This window comes from uncultured Campylobacter sp. (genome assembly GCF_938017705.1).
GTDB lineage: Bacteria > Campylobacterota > Campylobacteria > Campylobacterales > Campylobacteraceae > Campylobacter_B.
In genome coordinates this window covers 1-17,197 of the sequence record NZ_CALIIS010000101.1, presented here as the reverse complement: position 1 = coordinate 17,197, position 17,197 = coordinate 1, and the positions used below count along the sequence as shown (strand labels likewise).

15 protein-coding genes are annotated in these 17,197 nt (G+C 49.1%); 11 read left to right on the top strand and 4 right to left on the bottom strand.

Annotated elements, in window-relative coordinates; all coding sequences use genetic code 11:
- On the bottom strand, positions 1-496 hold a 496-nt coding region (locus Q0605_RS05280), incomplete at its 3' end, for a MetQ/NlpA family ABC transporter substrate-binding protein (protein WP_298704878.1).
- Between the two features lie 233 nt (positions 497-729).
- Here Q0605_RS05280 and Q0605_RS05275 point away from each other — a divergent pair.
- From Q0605_RS05275 to Q0605_RS05245, 7 genes are all read left to right on the top strand, one after another.
- Positions 730-3,381 carry a valine--tRNA ligase gene (locus Q0605_RS05275; protein WP_298704876.1) on the top strand — a complete coding sequence of 884 codons (2,652 nt, stop codon included), beginning with the start codon at positions 730-732 and terminating at the stop codon, positions 3,379-3,381.
- 40 nt (positions 3,382-3,421) lie between these two features.
- Entirely contained in the window at positions 3,422-3,568 is a 147-nt protein-coding gene (locus tag Q0605_RS05270) for a hypothetical protein (protein WP_297880516.1), read from the top strand.
- Positions 3,569-3,628: 60 nt separating this feature from the next.
- Positions 3,629-4,615, top strand: coding sequence for a diaminopimelate dehydrogenase (locus tag Q0605_RS05265; RefSeq protein WP_298704874.1), 987 nt, complete (start codon positions 3,629-3,631; stop codon positions 4,613-4,615).
- Between the two features lie 44 nt (positions 4,616-4,659).
- Positions 4,660-5,649, top strand: coding sequence for a methionine ABC transporter ATP-binding protein (locus Q0605_RS05260; protein ID WP_298704872.1), 990 nt, complete (start codon positions 4,660-4,662; stop codon positions 5,647-5,649).
- 431 nt (positions 5,650-6,080) lie between these two features.
- Positions 6,081-6,323, top strand: coding sequence for a hypothetical protein (locus Q0605_RS05255; protein WP_297902676.1), 243 nt, complete (start codon positions 6,081-6,083; stop codon positions 6,321-6,323).
- The gene (locus Q0605_RS05250; RefSeq protein ID WP_297948458.1) at positions 6,323-6,985 is read left to right on the top strand and encodes a response regulator transcription factor; all 663 of its coding nucleotides are present in this window, start codon (positions 6,323-6,325) and stop codon (positions 6,983-6,985) included. Before Q0605_RS05255 ends, Q0605_RS05250 begins: the two co-directional genes overlap by 1 nt.
- Positions 6,978-8,150, top strand: a complete 1,173-nt coding sequence (locus Q0605_RS05245) for a HAMP domain-containing sensor histidine kinase (protein WP_298704870.1) — start codon at positions 6,978-6,980, stop codon at positions 8,148-8,150. The genes Q0605_RS05250 and Q0605_RS05245 overlap by 8 nt, the downstream gene beginning before the upstream one ends.
- Positions 8,151-8,352: 202 nt before the next feature.
- Here the strand turns inward: Q0605_RS05245 and Q0605_RS05240 are convergent, their stop codons facing one another.
- The 3 genes from Q0605_RS05240 to pta all read right to left on the bottom strand — a co-directional run bounded on the left by Q0605_RS05240 (position 8,353) and on the right by pta (position 12,295).
- On the bottom strand, positions 8,353-8,784 hold the full coding sequence (locus Q0605_RS05240) for a hypothetical protein (RefSeq protein WP_298704868.1): 432 nt from the start codon (positions 8,782-8,784) through the stop codon (positions 8,353-8,355).
- Between the two features lie 719 nt (positions 8,785-9,503).
- Complete coding sequence (locus Q0605_RS05235) at positions 9,504-10,736, bottom strand: acetate kinase (RefSeq protein ID WP_298052828.1); 1,233 nt, start codon at positions 10,734-10,736, stop codon at positions 9,504-9,506.
- The gene (gene pta, locus Q0605_RS05230) at positions 10,736-12,295 is read right to left on the bottom strand and encodes a phosphate acetyltransferase (RefSeq protein ID WP_298704866.1); all 1,560 of its coding nucleotides are present in this window, start codon (positions 12,293-12,295) and stop codon (positions 10,736-10,738) included. Before pta ends, Q0605_RS05235 begins: the two co-directional genes overlap by 1 nt.
- A 112-nt stretch (positions 12,296-12,407) precedes the next feature.
- Between pta and Q0605_RS05225 the strand changes: the two genes are divergently transcribed.
- From Q0605_RS05225 to lpxD, 4 genes are all read left to right on the top strand, one after another.
- The gene (locus Q0605_RS05225; protein ID WP_298704864.1) at positions 12,408-13,130 is read left to right on the top strand and encodes a helix-hairpin-helix domain-containing protein; all 723 of its coding nucleotides are present in this window, start codon (positions 12,408-12,410) and stop codon (positions 13,128-13,130) included.
- Between the two features lie 452 nt (positions 13,131-13,582).
- Positions 13,583-15,277, top strand: a complete 1,695-nt coding sequence (locus Q0605_RS05220) for an acetolactate synthase large subunit (protein ID WP_298704862.1) — start codon at positions 13,583-13,585, stop codon at positions 15,275-15,277.
- 2 nt (positions 15,278-15,279) lie between these two features.
- Entirely contained in the window at positions 15,280-15,750 is a 471-nt protein-coding gene (gene ilvN / locus Q0605_RS05215) for an acetolactate synthase small subunit (RefSeq protein WP_177389272.1), read from the top strand.
- A 31-nt stretch (positions 15,751-15,781) separates the two neighbouring features.
- A complete protein-coding gene (gene lpxD / locus Q0605_RS05210) occupies positions 15,782-16,732 on the top strand; it encodes a UDP-3-O-(3-hydroxymyristoyl)glucosamine N-acyltransferase (RefSeq protein WP_298704860.1) in 951 nt (316 codons plus the stop codon).
- Positions 16,733-17,197 lie beyond the last annotated feature (465 nt).

Here is a 17,197-nt window from a genome sequence, read left to right as displayed (position 1 = left end):
CTAAATTTTTAGGGTTTTTCGTGACGTCTAGCGGCGTGCGAAGCTTGGCATTTTGATCAACTTCGATGAGCCCCGCGGCTACGAGCAGATCAAGAGCGCGGCTTTCGTTGGTCGGATCGTTCGGCACGGCAACTTTAGCGCCGTTTTTAAGATCTTTTAAATTTTTAATCTTATGGCTGTAGATGCCCATCGGCTCTAAATGTACGCCCACGGTCGCTTTTAATTTTGTGCCTTTATTAGCGTTAAATTCCTCCATATACGGCACGTGCTGGAAAAATCCCGCATCCACGTCGCCGCTATCGGTAGCGAGGTTCGGGGTTACGTAGTCGTTAAAAACCTTGACCTCAAGATCGTAACCTTGGGCTTTTAGATCAGGCTTAATCTGCTCTAAAATTTCGGCATGCGGTATCGGAGTAGCGGCGACTACGATTTTTTCGGCAAGAGCGAAGCTGACGACGCTGGCGCTAAGAAGCGAAGCGAGAAGAAATTTCTTCATATTTAATCCTTTTGGTTAAAATTTCGCGGTATTATAGCAGGTAGAATTTTTAATGTCAAGTGTTTTTATATGATTTTTTAAAATTTTATCTAAAATATTCTAAAATTCGATATTTCTATATATATTTAAATACTACATTTTATTGTATAATGCAGAATTGGCACGCTTTAATGAGCGCTTTACAAAAATTCCGCTAAAATCGCAAAATTTAAAATTTTAAAAAAAGGCTGAAAATGGCAGATTTTTATGACGCGAAAGCCGTAGAGGAGAGCTTTTATAAAATTTGGGAGCAGCGCGGCTACTTCGAGATCGACGGAAATAAAGATATCCAGCAAAAAGGCAAAAACTTTTGCATTATGCTACCGCCGCCGAATGTCACCGGAGTGCTTCATATCGGGCATTCTCTCACTTTTACACTGCAAGATATTATGACGCGATATAAGCGAATGGACGGCTACCGTACGCTTTGGCAACCGGGGTTAGACCACGCAGGCATCGCGACGCAAAACGTCGTCGAGCGCGAGCTTTTGGCGCAAGGGATCAAAAAAGAAGAGATAGGGCGCGAGGAGTTTTTAAAGCACGTTTGGCGCTGGAAGGAGCAAAGCGGCGGGCAGATCGTAAAGCAGATGAAGCGCCTTGGCGTCACGCCTGCGTGGAGCAGACAGCGCTTTACTATGGATGAGGGGCTTAAAAACGCTGTGCGTAAAGCTTTCGTAAGCTTATACGACGCGGGGCTCATCGTGCGCGGAAACTACATGGTAAATTGGTGCACGCACGACGGCGCGCTAAGCGACGTGGAGGTAGAGCACAGGGAGAACAAGGGCAAACTTTATCACTTGCGTTATTACTTTGCGGGCGGACAAAATTCAAACTCTTGCAAAGATTCGCGCGAGACGAGTCGCAACTACATTGTTGTCGCGACGACGCGCCCCGAGACCTACTTCGGCGACACTGCGGTGATGGTAAATCCCGCGGACGAACGCTATAAAAATTTGATCGGCAAAAAAGTCGTGCTGCCGCTAATCGGTCGCGAGATAGAGATCATCGCCGACGAATACGTCGATATGAGCTTTGGAACGGGCGCCGTAAAGGTCACGCCCGCGCACGATACCAACGACTACGAGGTCGGCAAGCGCCACGAGCTGGGCTTTATCACGGTATTTGACGAAAAAGGAATTTTAAACGAGCAGTGCGGTAAATTTCAAGGCTTAGAGCGACTTGCCGCGCGCGATCAGATCGTAGCAGAGCTTGATAGGCTGGGCTTTATCGAAAAAATCGAGGATTACGAAAATCAAGTCGGCTATTGCTACCGCTGCAAAAACGTCGTCGAGCCGTACATCTCGCAGCAGTGGTTCGTGCGCGCAGATATCGCAAAAGATGCAATTACCAAAGTAAATTCCGGTGAGGCGGAATTTTTCCCGAAGCACTGGATTAATAGCTTCAACGCCTGGATGCGTGAGCTGAAGGACTGGTGCATCAGTCGCCAGCTGTGGTGGGGGCATAGAATTCCCGTGTTTTACTGCGACTGCGGTCATCAGTGGGCGGATGAGCGCGAGAGCCCCGATGCCTGCCCAAAATGCGGCGGCAAAAATTTTACTCAAGATCCCGACGTGCTCGATACGTGGTTTTCAAGCGGTCTTTGGCCGATCAGCACGCTTGGCTGGGGCAACGGCGAGGCTCTGAAAAACGAGAAGTGGTTTGAGGAGGATTTGAGCGAATTTTATCCGAATACCATGCTGATTACCGGCTTTGACATTTTGTTTTTCTGGGTCGCGCGTATGATGTTTCAGTGCCAAAACGCCATGGGCGAGCTGCCGTTTCGCGACATCTACCTGCACGCCTTAGTTAAGGACAAAGACGGCAAAAAGATGAGCAAATCGAGCAAAAACGTAGTCGATCCGCTGCTAAAAATAGATGAATTTAGCGCCGATATTTTGCGCTTTACGCTTACGATTTTGTGCGTGCAGGGACGCGATCTGCGCCTTAGCGACGACAAGCTTTTGATTTACCGAAATTTTACGAATAAGCTCTATAACGCGAGCAAATTTTTGCTTTTAAACGCTTCTAAATTCGATGATTTGGACGCGGCGCGGATCAAAACGAGCCTCGGCAAATATATGCTTTCGCGCTTTAACTGCTGCGTGGGCGCGGTGCGGGAAAATTTAGACGAATACCGCTTCAACGACGCTGCGACCGAGCTTTATAAGTTTTTTTGGGACGAATTTTGCGATTGGGGCATCGAGCTTAGCAAGGCGGACAAGGCTGCGATCGGCGAGCTAGGTATGATTTTTAAAGAAGCGATGAAGCTGCTAAGCCCGTTTATGCCGTTTCTAAGCGAGTATCTGTATCAGGAGCTAAGCGGCACGAAGCTGCAAGATGCGTGCTCCATCATGGTGATGCGATACCCACATCCTGGCGAGCGCGACGAGCGGATCGAGGAGCTATTTTCGCTTCTTATAGAAGCGATCGTTAGCATTCGCCGCGCAAAGGCGACGATCGAGCTCGGCAATGCGCGCGTAGCCAAAGCCTACGTCAAATCCGCAGTCGATCTAAGCGCCGCCGCGGATTACATCAAAACGCTAGCAAAGGTGGATGAAGTGGAATTTACGCAGCAAAATATCGCAAATTCCGCCCGCGACGTAAGCGAGAGCTTAGAAAGCTTCGTGCCGCTTGAGGGGGTCGATCTTAGCGGCGTGATTTCGCGCCTTAACGCGCAAAAAGCGAAGCTGCAAAAAGAGATCGAAAAGCTCTCAGGCATGCTAAATAACGAGAAATTCGTGGCCTCCGCCCCGCAAGCCGTAGTCGAAGCCAACCGCGAAGGGCTGCAAAGCGCGCAGGAGAAATTCGCCAAAGTATGCGATGAGCTAAAGGCGTTTGGCGAGTAGCCCGCTCGTTTGAGTCTAAATTTAAATCAAGGAGAAAAATATGTCAAAAGGTAGTATAGGTGGATTTACTTTAGGCACGGTCATAGCCGTCGCACTATCATGGGGAGTCAATAAAAGCATAATGTGGGCGATAATCCACGGATTTTTAAGTTGGTTATACGTGATTTATTATTTCCTACTGAGGTAAAATTTCATCGGCAGCGCGCCGTTTTACGCGCTAAATTTTAAAATTTATCAAGGATAAAAAATGAGCGAAAAAATAAAAATAGCGGTTTTGGGATATGGAAATTTAGGTCGCGGCGTAGAGCTTGCCGCGCGAAATAGCAAGGATTTGCAGCTTTCGGCGGTGTTTTCTCGCCGCGAGCCGCACAGCGTGCAAACATGCGGCGCGCCGGTATTTAGCGCGGATGAAATTTTATCGCACAAGGGCGAATTTGACGTTTTGGTGCTTTGCGGCGGCAGCGCAACGGATCTACCGACGCAGACGCCAGAGTTTGCGCAGAGCTTTAACGTCGTAGATAGCTTCGATACGCACGCAAAAATCCCAGAGCACTTCGCCGCGGTAGACGCCGCCGCCAAAGCGGGCGGAAAAGTTGGTATCATCGCCGTAGGCTGGGATCCGGGTCTATTTTCGCTAAGCCGTCTATTTGGCGAGAGCGTGCTGCAAAACGGCAGCAGCTACACGTTTTGGGGCAAAGGCGTGAGCCAAGGCCACTCCGACGCCATCCGCAGGATCGAGGGCGTCGTGGATGCGCGCCAATACACCGTACCGATAGATAGCGCCTTGGAGCGAGTTCGCGCGGGTGAAAACCCGAGTCTTAGCACGCGCGAAAAACACCTGCGCGAGTGCTACGTCGTGGCGCAGGACGGCGCCGATAAAGCGCGCATCGAGCGTGAGATAAAAACGATGCCCAATTACTTCTCCGACTACGATACGAGCGTGCATTTTATCGATATTGCGACGCTTAAAAAAGAGCACGGCGGCATCCCTCACGGAGGATTTGTTTTGCGAAGCGGAGCGACGGGCGAGCGCGGCGAAAATAAACATTTGATCGAGTTTTCGCTAAAGCTTGATTCAAATCCCGAATTTACCGCAAGCGTGCTCGTAGCTTACGCCCGCGCGGCGTATCGCTTAGTGCAAAGAGGCGAGTGCGGCGCGTTTAGCGTGTTTGACATCGCTCCGGCACTTCTTTCGCCAAAGAGCGCAGATGAGCTAAGGCGCGAAATTTTATAAATTTCTGGGGGCGTTTCAGCGGAATTATGAACGAGGAAATCTGAGTGATAAAGATAGAAAATTTAAAGAAATTTTACGGCAAAACCTGCGTGATCGACGATGTGAGCTTGGAAGTAAAGCAGGGCGAAATTTTTGCCATCGTCGGCCGCAGCGGCGCGGGTAAAAGCACGCTGCTGCGCTGCATAAACGAGCTTGAGGACTATCAAGAAGGAAGTCTTAAAGTCGAGGGCAGGGAGGTAAGAGATCTAAGCGCCGCTCAGATCCGTGAGCTGCGCAAAAATATCGGTATGATTTTTCAGCACTTCGCGCTAATGAGCCGCCGCACCGTCGCGCAAAACGTTGCCACGCCGCTTGCGTTTTGGGGCTATTCAAAGGACCATACAAAGCGCCGCGTCGCCGAGCTTTTGGAGCTCGTGGGGCTTGCGGATAAAGCAAATGCCTACCCCAGCGAGCTTAGCGGCGGACAAAAACAGCGCGTGGCGATTGCGCGCGCGCTTGCACTAAGCCCTAAAATTTTGCTTTCCGACGAGGCGACCTCGGCGCTTGATCCCAACACCACCGCGCAAATTTTATCGCTTCTGCGCCGTATCAATCGCGAACTAGGCATCACGATCGTGCTTGTTACGCACGAGATGGAGGTCGTAAAGGGCATCGCGCAGCGGGCGATCCTGCTTAAGGGCGGACGCGTGAGCAACTCGGGCGATATCGTCTCGCTATTTTTGCACCCGGATGAGAATATGAAGGAGTTTTTGGGCGAGGAGGAGGTGCTGCCCGCAAGCGGCGTGAATATCAGGCTCTTTTTCCCGCCCGCGGTTGCGTTTGACAGCGTGATCACGCATATGGCGCGCGCTTTGGAGATAAATTTTAACATCGTCTGGGGCAAGCTTGAGCGCCTCGATAAAAACGTCGTCGGAAGCCTCGTGATCAACGTAGAGCCCGCACACGTCGCGCGCGTGGAGGAGTTTATCAAAAACGCGGGCGTGATCTACGAGATCGTAAGTGAGGATGAGATCAAAAGCTGCGCCGCGATCTAGGTGCGATTTCGCGCACTGTGCGCTTGCGCCGCACTAAATTTAAGGGCTTACGCGGCATAGCGAATTTAAAAGCTCGCGCGATGCCGCAAATTTAAAGACTTGCGCGGCGTTTTAAATTTAATGACCGAGTCGTGGCATTATAAATTTAATCAGTTTCGCCGGCGGTTTAAATTTTTATCTCGCCGCGGTAAAGTAAGCTCGGCGATGCGCTGTTGGTGTGCGCTCTGGCTAGCTTTGATTTGCGTTTAGAATTCGACTAGCCATAGCGAGATGGTTTAAATTTCAGGGATCGCGACCGACCGAGCGCATTTAAGCCGCTCTGCGTTTGAAATTACAGGCGTTTAAATTTAAATTTGAATTTTTTCGGAATTTCACACTTACTTCACTTTTGCGGAAGTATAATTCCACTAATTTTTTTTAAGGAGTACGTAATGAAAAAACTTACTTTGTTTGCGCTTAGTGCGCTATTTGCTGGCACTTTTGCCGTAGCTGCCGACATGGGCATGAAAGATGAGATGAAGGACGCCAATACATCAATGCATAATGGTGCGAAAGAGGTGAAAGCCGAGATGAAACATATGAAGCACGAGACGCATGGTATGAAAAAAGATGCCGTTAAAAAGGGCTCTCATGCAAAAAAAGAGATGAAAAAAGAGATTAAAAAAGAGATGTAGTGAGTAAAATTTTACTCGTAGAGGACGATGAGACCCTTTGCGATCTCATCGGCGAATATTTAAGAAATGCAGACTTTGACGTGTGCGTTTGCAGCGACGCTCAAAGCGCTGCAGATCTTGCTTATGAGCAAAAATTTGATCTTTTTATCTTTGACGTAAAAATCCCCAAAGGCGACGGTTTTTCACTTTTAAAAGAGCTACGCAAGAACGGCGATCACACTCCTGCGATATTTGCTACGTCGCTAAATACGCTCGATGACCTTGAGGTCGGTTTTAAAAGCGGCTGCGACGATTATCTCAAAAAACCGTATGAATTAAAAGAGCTGCTGCTGCGCGTTAATTCGCTCATAAAGCGAAACTTCAGCCATAATTTTGATGATTTTGTAACTATTGACGATGAGTTTAAATTTTATTTTGCAAGCAAAGAGCTGCGCAGATCGGGCGTGCCCGTCGCGCTTTCAAACAAAGAGCGCGAGCTATTGGCGCTTTTTTTACAAAATAAAAACAGGCTTTTAAGCAAGGATGAAATTTTCTCCGCGATCTACGCTTTTGACGAAACTCCGAGCGAGGAAGCGCTGCGAACTTATATCAAAAATCTACGCCGCGTCCTAGGCGAAGAGCACATCATAAATCGCCGCAACGCAGGGTATCTGTATGTCTGAAAAGACCGCTTTAACGCTTAAAATTCTATCTTTATATCTCATTTCAAGTGCGTTGTTTTTGGGATATTTTTTCAAGATAAATTACAGGATGAACGAAGCCGCGCTACTTTCGCACAGGATAAAAGAGCTAAAAGAGATCAAAATGATGATCTATATGAAAGCAAGCATGGACGGGCTGGAATCGCTAGCGGACTTTGAGCGCGAAAAGGGCGTGAGTGCGTGTATATTTAAGCCAAACTCTGATGAAATTTACGGCTGCAGTGGTGAGCTTGGCGCACTTGATAAAGCGAAGCTAAAGGCGGAATTTATAAGTGGCGGAAGGCTAGGAATTTATGAGAATCTGCAAAATATGGAGGAGCGAAACGCCTTTTCCAAAGCTAAAATCATTCTGCTTGGAAGTAGCGTGCAGGGCGAAATTTTAACGCTTCGTATCAAAACCGCAGCGATGATGATAGCGCTTTTGGGTGTGATATTAGCCGTGGCGTTTTATCTGGTGCGGCTAGGTACAAAGCCGCTTTACGATAAGATTGACACGCTAAATCGCTTCATCAAGGATAGTACCCACGAGATTAATACTCCGCTTAGTATTATCTCCATGAGCGTCGAGACGATGCGGCACGCAGAGCTTGGAGAATACAACGCCAAGCGCGTCGCTAATATCGACCTTGCCGCTAAGACGCTTTCGCGCATCTACGAGGATCTCGTGTTTTTAACCTTCGGTATGAATAAGGAGGGCGAGATTAGCTCGATCGATCTAAAGAGCCTCGTCGCTTCGCGCTGCGAATACTTCGCGCCGTTTATTCAAAAGCGCAGACTAAGCCTTAAAACCGATCTTGCGGATGCGAGCATGAACGCAAACGTCTATGAAATTTCGCGCCTGATCGACAATCTGCTAAGCAACGCCGTAAAATACGCCGATGCAGGCGGCTACGTGGATGTGCGGCTAAGGCACGGCGAGCTAGCGATCTCAAATAGCGGCGAGGGGATCGACAGGAAAAAGGGCGACGAAATTTTCAGGCGCTTTGCGCGCTTTAACTCAAGCGAGGGCGGCTTTGGAATCGGGCTTAGCATCGTAAGCGAGGTCTGCAAAAAATACTCCTTTTCTATCTCCTACGACAGCGTGCCGGGCGAGATAACGACCTTTCGCCTTACGTGGCGAGAGTAAAATTTTAAAATTTAGTGAAATTTAAAATTTAAAAGCGGTCGCTTGCGGTTTAAATTTAATCGTAGTTTGGTCGCTTAAATTCCGCGCAAAAAGGCTCTAATTGCCGGAGCGTTTAAATTTAATCGCCCGCTCGCTTTGCGCTCGTAAAATGACCCTAAAAGTTATGGGTGCGGAATGTTATTCGTCCGCGATTTCATAAAATTTAGCTTTTATTTCTTGATAAGTATATCCAGCGGATTATATTACTGAATAAAATCGGAACAGATATACCAAAAAACATTGAGCCGCCTCCAAAAAACGATAGCCAACCAAACAGGCTCTCTCTGCTCGCAAAAGTTGGAAACGTCCGCCCGTTGCCTACTTTGTGTGGGATGCCGTTTATGGCAAAATCGGCGTAGAAATAATTGTTTAATGCCCAGTAAGCGAAAGGTATAGCGAGCAATATCACAAATAGCTGCGTCTTGACGGCGGGAAGCTCTTTTTTGTATAAGAATGTGGCGATCGGACAATACACGCAGCTTAGCGCGAAAGCCGTTAAAATAGGTACCCACAATGCCGCGACGTAAAATTCCGCAAGCTGCGTGTGCGGGCTTATTTTGCCGATCGCGGCGATATTTGGAAAAAACCGCTTCATAAATCCAACGAAGTCCGCGCATGCCGCGCTTACGTCTAAAATGTTTTCGGGTAGCGCAAATACACTAAGCGCCGTGATCGCAAACAGCGCAAAAACCGCCGCGTAAAGTCGCCCGAAAAATTTAGTAAATTTCGTATCGGGATACGGCGCATCTTGCTGCCGTGCGTCTTAAGAATTCGGCAAATCGCTCATCGTTCGCTCCTTTAATAAAATTTGCGTGTCAAAACCCGGCTTGCGCTAAATTTTAAAATTTTATGCCTTATTATCCGGTAAATTTCACAATAAGGACCTGTTTTGGAATTTTACGGTCTAATTTGAAGCCAAATTTATTAAATTTAACCAGCAAAGCTTTGTTTAAAAACAAAGCGTCGCCGCTTCTAACGCGCAGTGATCTAGGCGGGGTTTGGGCGGCAGACCTGCTTGCGGTTGCGAGGCGAGGCCCGGGCAAAGCAAAAAAGGCGCTTTGCAAGCATAGCCCCTTCCTCCCCGCCCCCTCCGAGCAAGAATTTAAGCCTTATCGGAAGCGACAAATAAAATTTAAACCCGCGCGTAGCGTAGCAATTTCTCGTATCGTCTTAGCCAGAAAGCCACTAAAATAAAGAAAGCCCTTTCATTTCACGCAAGCTTACAGCCAAAACCTAAAATTTAATTGCCTAACAAAAAAGGCAGGTTGGCGTTGCTTGCTCGCAAAATAACCGCGGAATCCCACTAGATCAAATTTAAAATTCCGAGTATTTCTGATAGTCGATCTGCGCGGAGTTTTTGTTGATCGTATCGACCGTGGCTTCGGCGATCGCCAGCTCCTCGTTGGTAGGGATTACGAGCGTTTTGATTTTACTATCCGCCGCGCTTAAATTTCTAATCGAGCCGGTATTTTTTGCGTTTTTTGTCGCATCGATTTCGATGCCGATATGAGCAAGCTTCTCGCAGACATTTTGTCTAAAATGCGGCGCATTTTCGCCTATACCTCCGGTAAAGATCAAAGCGTCCACTCGCCCGAGCACGGCATAATACGCTCCGATCATCTTAACGACGCTGTACACGAGCATCTCAAACGCAAGTTTCGCGCGCGGCTCGCCGCCTTCCATCTTTTCATATACCTTTCGCAGATCGCTTGCACCGCAGATGCCCAAAAGTCCGCTTTTTTTGTTCATTATAACGTCCATATCCTGCGCGTTGTAGCCCGCGACGCGCTCGATGTATGGGATGATCGCAGGATCGATCGAGCCGCATCTGGTGCCCATAATGATCCCCTCAAGCGGCGTTAGCCCCATTGAGGTGTCGATGCACTTGCCGTTTTCTATGGCGCTCACGCTCGATCCGTTGCCAAGATGTAGCGTAATGGCGTTGAAGTTTTCGTATTTCTTACGTAAAAATTTCGCTCCCATTGTCGAGACGAACCAATGCGACGTGCCGTGCGCGCCGTAGCGACGAACCTTATATTTTTCGTAGAATTCATACGGCAGCGCGTACATATACGCATAAGGCGGGATGCTTTGATGAAATATCGTATCGAAAACCGCTACGTTTGGAATTTTCGGAGCGATCTTTAGGCAGGATTTGATGCCCGCTAAATTTGCAGGATTGTGTAGTGGTGCAAGCGGCGCAAGCTCGGCGATTTTAGCCATTACGTCATCATCTATGAGCGCGGGAGCGTCGAAATAATCCGCACCTTGGACTATTCTATGCCCGATGCCGCCTACTTGAGTTAGATCGTTGATTACTCCGCTTTGTTTTAAAAGATCGATCGCGATCGCAATCGCGGTCTCGTGATTTGGAATTTGCTCGTTTTCAACTTTTATGCTTCGTCCATTGGCGCAATTGATGCTTCCGCTTGCGTGCGTCGAGCCAATCTCCTCGATGAGCCCACTTGCAATGCAGGCGTGATTTAGCATATCGTGGAATTTAAATTTAACCGAGCTCGAGCCGGAATTTATGACTAGGATATCCATTAATTCTCTCCTGCTTGAATGGCGCTGATAAGTATCGTGTTTACGATATCGGCGACCTTGCAGCCGCGGCTTAGATCGTTTACCGGCTTTTTTAAGCCCTGCAAGATCGGTCCAATCGCCACGGCGCCTGCGGTGCGCTGCACGGCTTTGTAACAGATATTTCCGCAGTTAAGATCGGGGAAGATAAATACGTTCGCACGCCCTGCGACCGCAGAATTCGGTATTTTTTTCTTGGCAACCGCCGGATCGACCGCAGCATCGAATTGTAGCGGTCCGTCGATAAGAAGCTCGGGCGCCTTTTCGCGTGCTTTTTGCGTTGCAGTTTTTATGAATTCCACGTTTTCACCGCTACCGCTATCGCCGCTGGAGTAGCTTAACATCGCCACGCGCGGTTCAAGCCCGAAAGCCTTTGCAGTCGCAGCACTTGAGATCGCGATACCCGCCAGATACTCCGCGCTCGGGCTCGGCGCTACGGCGCAGTCGGCAAAAAGCAGCGCCTGCGTATCCAGGCACATTATAAATGCGCCGCTAACGGTTGCGATGCCCGGTTTTGTCTTGATGATCTGAAGCGCAGGGCGGATCGTCTCTGCAGTAGTCGTGCCGGCACCGCTTACCATCGCATCGGCTAGCCCTTCATACACGAGCATCGTGCCGAAGTAGGTGCGATCGCGCACTAAATCGCGCGCCTGCGCCTCGCTCATGCCCTTTGCCTTGCGAAGCTCATAAAGATCGCGCGCAAATTTTTCTAAGCTCGCATCCGTCTGCGGATCTAAAATTTTAACGCCGCTTAGATTGAGCCCCAGCTCGCTCGCGTTTTTTTGCACTTCGTCTTGTCGCCCTAAAAGGATCAAATTTGCAGCACCGCTTTGCTTTATAATCGCAGCCGCGCGCAGAATTCTCTCATCGTCGCTTTCTGGTAGCACGACGGTTTTAACGTTCGCGCGAGCCTTGGCGTAGAGCTTGCTTTCAAATTTCAACGGGGTTAGAATTTCACAGCGCGTGGAGTTTGCCGCGTCCGTGAAGTAGCTTTTGTCGGCAACGACTTTATCAAGCTCTATCGCGCCCTTTTCGCAGGCAGAATTTTTACCGTAAAGCTCCGATTTTTTAGAATTTGCACCCTCTTGTGCAGGTCTTAGCGCGGAAAATGAAATTTTATCCTCATATATGCTGGCAAAGCTTACCGCTTTTGCTGCAGCGATCGAGTGCGTGCCGATGTGCGCGGCAATTTCGTTAGGATAAAATCCGCAAACGGGGATATTTAGATCCTTTGCGATTTGTAAATTTAGCTCTCGCAGATCGGCTCCCGCTACGCCGCGAACCAGTACAAAATTGCACTGCTCTAAAATTTGTGCGAAGCGCTCTATCGCCGCCTTTCGCACGCGCTCATCCTGCCCGTCCGCGAGTGCTCTTTCAAGCTCACTCCTGCTAAAAAGGGCATTATCGCCAGCGATGCAAAGTTGCAAAACGTTGTGAAAGCTCATGGATAAAATTTTATCTAGTTTTTTTAGCTCGGATTGGTAGGCGACAGGCTCGTCGCATAGGAGCAAAATTCCGTTCATCGGTTGATCCTTTGAAATAAGATAGGCAATTGTAGCAAAATTTTGCTTGCGTGTTAATCAAAGATTTATCGTGAGGGTTTAGAATTTGGTAACTTTCAACAAAGGAGCGCACATGAAAAATTTAGTGATTTTGGCTCTTTTAGTGAGCCTCGCCGCGGCGAAAATCAACATAAACGAAGCTAGTCGCTACGAGCTGATGACGATCGGTGGGCTTGATGCGGGTAGGGCGGATATGCTTATGCAATACCGCCAAAAGCGCGAAATTTCAAGTGCAGATGAGCTAAAGGGCATCAACGGCTTTGCAAGTTACGATACCGCCAAACTGCAGAAGAGCTTTGAAATATCGCCTAGAGCTAATGTGCAGCAGCCGGTGAAACCCGATCGCGATATAGTCGTGGTCGAAAAGACCCGCACTCGCACGGTTTACGGAGGCTCTACTTATAGACGCGTGGAAAATTATGGAAACGGCATCACGATTACCGAAACCGGTACTTTTCCGCCTCCTCCTCCACGAGGATATGATAGACGCGGCGGCATGATGCCGCCTCCTCCCCCGCCTCCTGGCGGCATGCCACCACCTCCGCACGGAGGTATAAAACCGCCTCCTCCGCCACCGCCTCCTCCGCGTGATGATTATTCTCGCAGGAGAAGTTCTGGCGGTATGAGCGATAGCGAGATTGGCGGAAGCTCGCGCCGTAACATGCCGGTGCCTATGCATATGGGAACGATCCGCTCAAAAAGATCCAGTAGCGTCACAAGCTTCGGCGACTGCGATCCGCAAAGCGGCAATTGCGCTAGCGTGGGCGTAGGCGTGCAGGTAGATAGAGGATTTTAAAATTTAATTTTACGCAGGCGGAATTTTAGAATTTTACAATCGAGATTCCGCCCGTTTTAAATTTACGGCTAAATTTTAATTTCGTAGCTATGGAATTTAAAATTTACACAGGAGTTGCTCTGCGCTACGATAAAATTTCAAAAAATTTATAAATTTAATCAGCAGCTTACGTGGTAAAATTTCAAGCTAAAATTTTACGTTAAAAATTCCGTGCCGCGTTTGGTCGAAACAAATCTGCACTTTAAAATTTTAAATCCGAACATCCCGTCCGTTTTAAATTTATGGCTAAATTTTAAATTTGCCTTTTCCACTCTTTCTAAATTCCAAAATTTCGCCCCGTCTGCGCCGCTATTAAATTTGAAATTCGACCCGATTTAGCGCCTAAAATTCGTGAAATTTAATTTACAAAATAATATAATCACAAAATTATTCCAACGAAACAGGATGGGCGTATGAAAGAAATTAGCGGATCGCAGATGATCGTGGAGGCGTTGCGGCAGGAGGGGGTTGAGGTTGTTTTTGGCTACCCGGGCGGCGCAGCGCTAAACATTTATGATGAAATTTACAAACAAAAATATTTCAGACACATTTTGGTGCGCCACGAACAGGCCGCGGCGATAGCTGCGGACGGATACGCGCGCGCTAGCGGCAAGGTCGGCGTGGCGTTCGTCACAAGCGGTCCCGGGTTCACGAATGCGCTTACGGGGCTTGCTACGGCGTATAGCGATAGCATTCCGATCGTGCTTATCAGCGGGCAGGTGGCGACATCGCTTATCGGTACCGACGCCTTTCAAGAGATCGATGCGATCGGAATTTCACGCCCATGCGTCAAACACAACTATCTGGTAAAAACAATCGAAGAGCTGCCTAGAATTTTAAAAGAAGCCTTTTACATCGCTCGCAGCGGCAGACCTGGACCCGTGCACGTTGATATTCCCAAAGACGTAACGGCGAAGCTTGGCGTTTTTGAATATCCTAGCGAAATCAAGATGCAGACTTATAAGCCGAACTATAAGGGCAACGCTAAACAGATCAAAAAAGCCGTCGAGCTAATCGCAAGCTGCAAAAAACCTATCCTCTACATCGGCGGCGGTGTCATCAGCGCGGACGCAAGCGAGCTGGTTCGCGAACTTAGCGAGTTTGCGCAGATCCCGGTCGTTGAAACCCTTATGGCGCTGGGGGCTATGCGAAGCGATGATAAAAACCGCCTCGGCATGGTAGGAATGCATGGCAGCTACGCCGCAAATATGGCGCTTAGCGAGTCGGATCTGATAATCTGCTTGGGCGCGAGATTTGACGATCGCGTCACCGGCAAGCTTAGCGAATTCGGCAAAAACGCAAAGATCATCCACGTCGATATCGATCCTAGCTCGATCTCAAAGATCATAAACGCGGATTATCCGATCGTTGGTGATGTAAAATCGGTGCTAGAGGAGATGCTGCCGCGCATTAAAAGCGAGGTCAGTCCTAAAAATTTCAAGCAGTGGCGCGAACTCATCCGTAAATACGATGAAATTCACCCGCTTAAATTTAACGACAGCGATGAAATTTTAAAGCCGCAGTGGGTTATCCAAAGTACTGCAAAAATCGCGGGTGAGGACGCTATCATCGCTACGGACGTGGGGCAGCATCAGATGTGGGTCGCGCAGTTTTATCCGTTTTGCAAGCCGCGCACTCTACTAAGTAGCGGCGGGCAGGGCACGATGGGCTACGGTCTGCCCGCAGCATTGGGCGCGAAGGCCTATGCCGGAGATAGACCCGTTATAAATTTCAGCGGCGACGGCTCGATTTTGATGAATATCCAAGAGCTGATGACCGCTAGCGCGAGCGGTCTAAACGTCGTAAATATCGTCTTAAACAACAATTTCTTAGGCATGGTGCGGCAGTGGCAGAGCCTATTTTACGGGCAGCGTTTCTCATCGACCGATCTTAGCTCGCAGCCCGATTTCGTAAAGCTTGTCGAGGGCTTCGGCGGCGTGGGCTTTAGCGTTAGCACAAAAGCGGAATTTGAAGATGCGCTGAAGCAGGCTCTTGCGAGTAAGAAAGTAAGCGTCATTGAGGCTAAGATCGATCGCTTCGAAAACGTCTGGCCGATGGTGCCCGCAGGCGGCGCGCTTTATAATATGATTTTTGAGCAGGAGTCGTAAAGATGAATAGCATAAGAAGAGTAATATCGGTCGTCGTTACCGACGAGCACGGCGTTTTGTCGCGGATCTCGGGGCTTTTTGCGGGGCGCGGCTATAATATCGACACCCTCACCGTTGCGCCGATTCCAAACACCGGTCTATCGCGCCTTAGCATCGTCACTTCGGGCGACGAGCGCGTCATAGAGCAGATTACCAAGCAGCTTCACAAGCTGATCCCCGTCTACAAGGTCATCGATGATGCAAAATTCGTCGAAAAGGAGATGGTTCTGGTAAAGATCGCGCTGGGTGAAAATTTAGCGGGGCTCGATGCCGTTTTAAAAGCCTACAACGGCAGCATCGCAAACAGCGACGACAGCAAGATCGTCATCATGGCGTGCGACGACGCAGACCGCATCGACGGCTTTTTAAAGACGATAAAAAAATACAATCCGATCGACGTCGTCCGCGGCGGCAGCGTCGCACTGGATATGTAAGCGGCGATAAAATTTAATCAAAGGAGCGCAAATGAAATTATCCAAAATTGCCGAAATTTTAAACATAGAGCTTAACGGAGCGGACGCGGAGATCGCCGCGATAAATTCGCTTCAAAACGCGAACGAAAGCGAGCTTAGCTACTGCGATAGCGACAAAAACGAGAAATTTTTATCCGCCACCAAAGCAGCCGCCGTGTTGGTAAAGTGCGGCACTGCCGTCCCAAGCGGCGTGCGAGCGCTGGAGTGCGAAAATCCGCATCTAGCCTTTGCGATCTTAAGCGCGCATTTTGCCAAGCCCCTCATTCGCAAGGGTGCGCCCGCAAAGATCGCTGCCAGCGCGCAGATTGGGCAGAGCGTGCATATCGGCGTAAATTCCACGATCGGCGAGAACTGCGTCATTTTAAGCGGCGCGTATATCGGCGATGACGTGCATATCGGAAGCGGCTGCATAATCCACGCAAACGCCGTCATCTACAATGACACGATCATCGGCGAGCACTGCATAATCCACGCAAACGCCGTCATCGGAAGCGACGGCTTCGGCTACGCGCACACCAAAACGGGCGAGCACGTTAAAATTTATCACAACGGCAACGTCGTGCTACAAGACGAGGTCGAGATCGGCGCGTGCACGACGATCGACCGCGCAGTGTTCGGCTCTACGATCGTTAAGTGCGGCAGCAAGATCGACAATCTCGTTCAGATCGGGCACAACTGCGAGCTAGGGCAAAACTGCCTCATCGTCTCTCAGGTGGGGCTTGCGGGCTCGACGACGCTTGGACGCAACGTCGTGATGGGCGGACAGAGCGGCAGCGGCGGGCACGTAAGCGTGGGCGATTTCACTCAGATCGCGGCGCGCGGCGGCATAAGCAAGGACTTAGCGGGCGGTAAAAACTACGCCGGGCACCCTATAATGGAGCTTAGCGAGTGGTTCAAACTACAGGCTAAGATCGTTAGATTTTTTAGAGATAAAAAGCACTAGCCGTTTTGCCTTGGTTGATTAGATCGATTGGCTTGATTTGATCGTTTTGATCGTTCGCTCTGATCGACTCCTCTAGCTAGCTTAATCTAGCAGGCTCGCGTCGTTTCAGTGAAGTTTAAAATCGCCAGGCAGTTGGCGATTGTGGAGTGATTTGCGCTGCGTTCGGTTTTTGCATAGTTTGCAAACTGTTGCGGTGGTAAATTTTGCCCTTTTACCGACAGAATTCCGCCCGCGCCGTTTTTTTTGTCGTGCGTTTGCTTTGCGGGCGCGGTAGAATTTGATCTACTCGTTTTGAAATACGTTTGCTCGCAGTCATTGCGGCCAAGCTTTACGAGCGCTTTTAAATCAGTGAAAATTTAATTAAAGGAAAAACAATGATAGAGATGTTTTTATGCTCCTATTTTGCGGGCGCGGCGACGCTTTTTGAGGACTATGCCGGGCAAAATATCCGCACTAAAGAGGTGC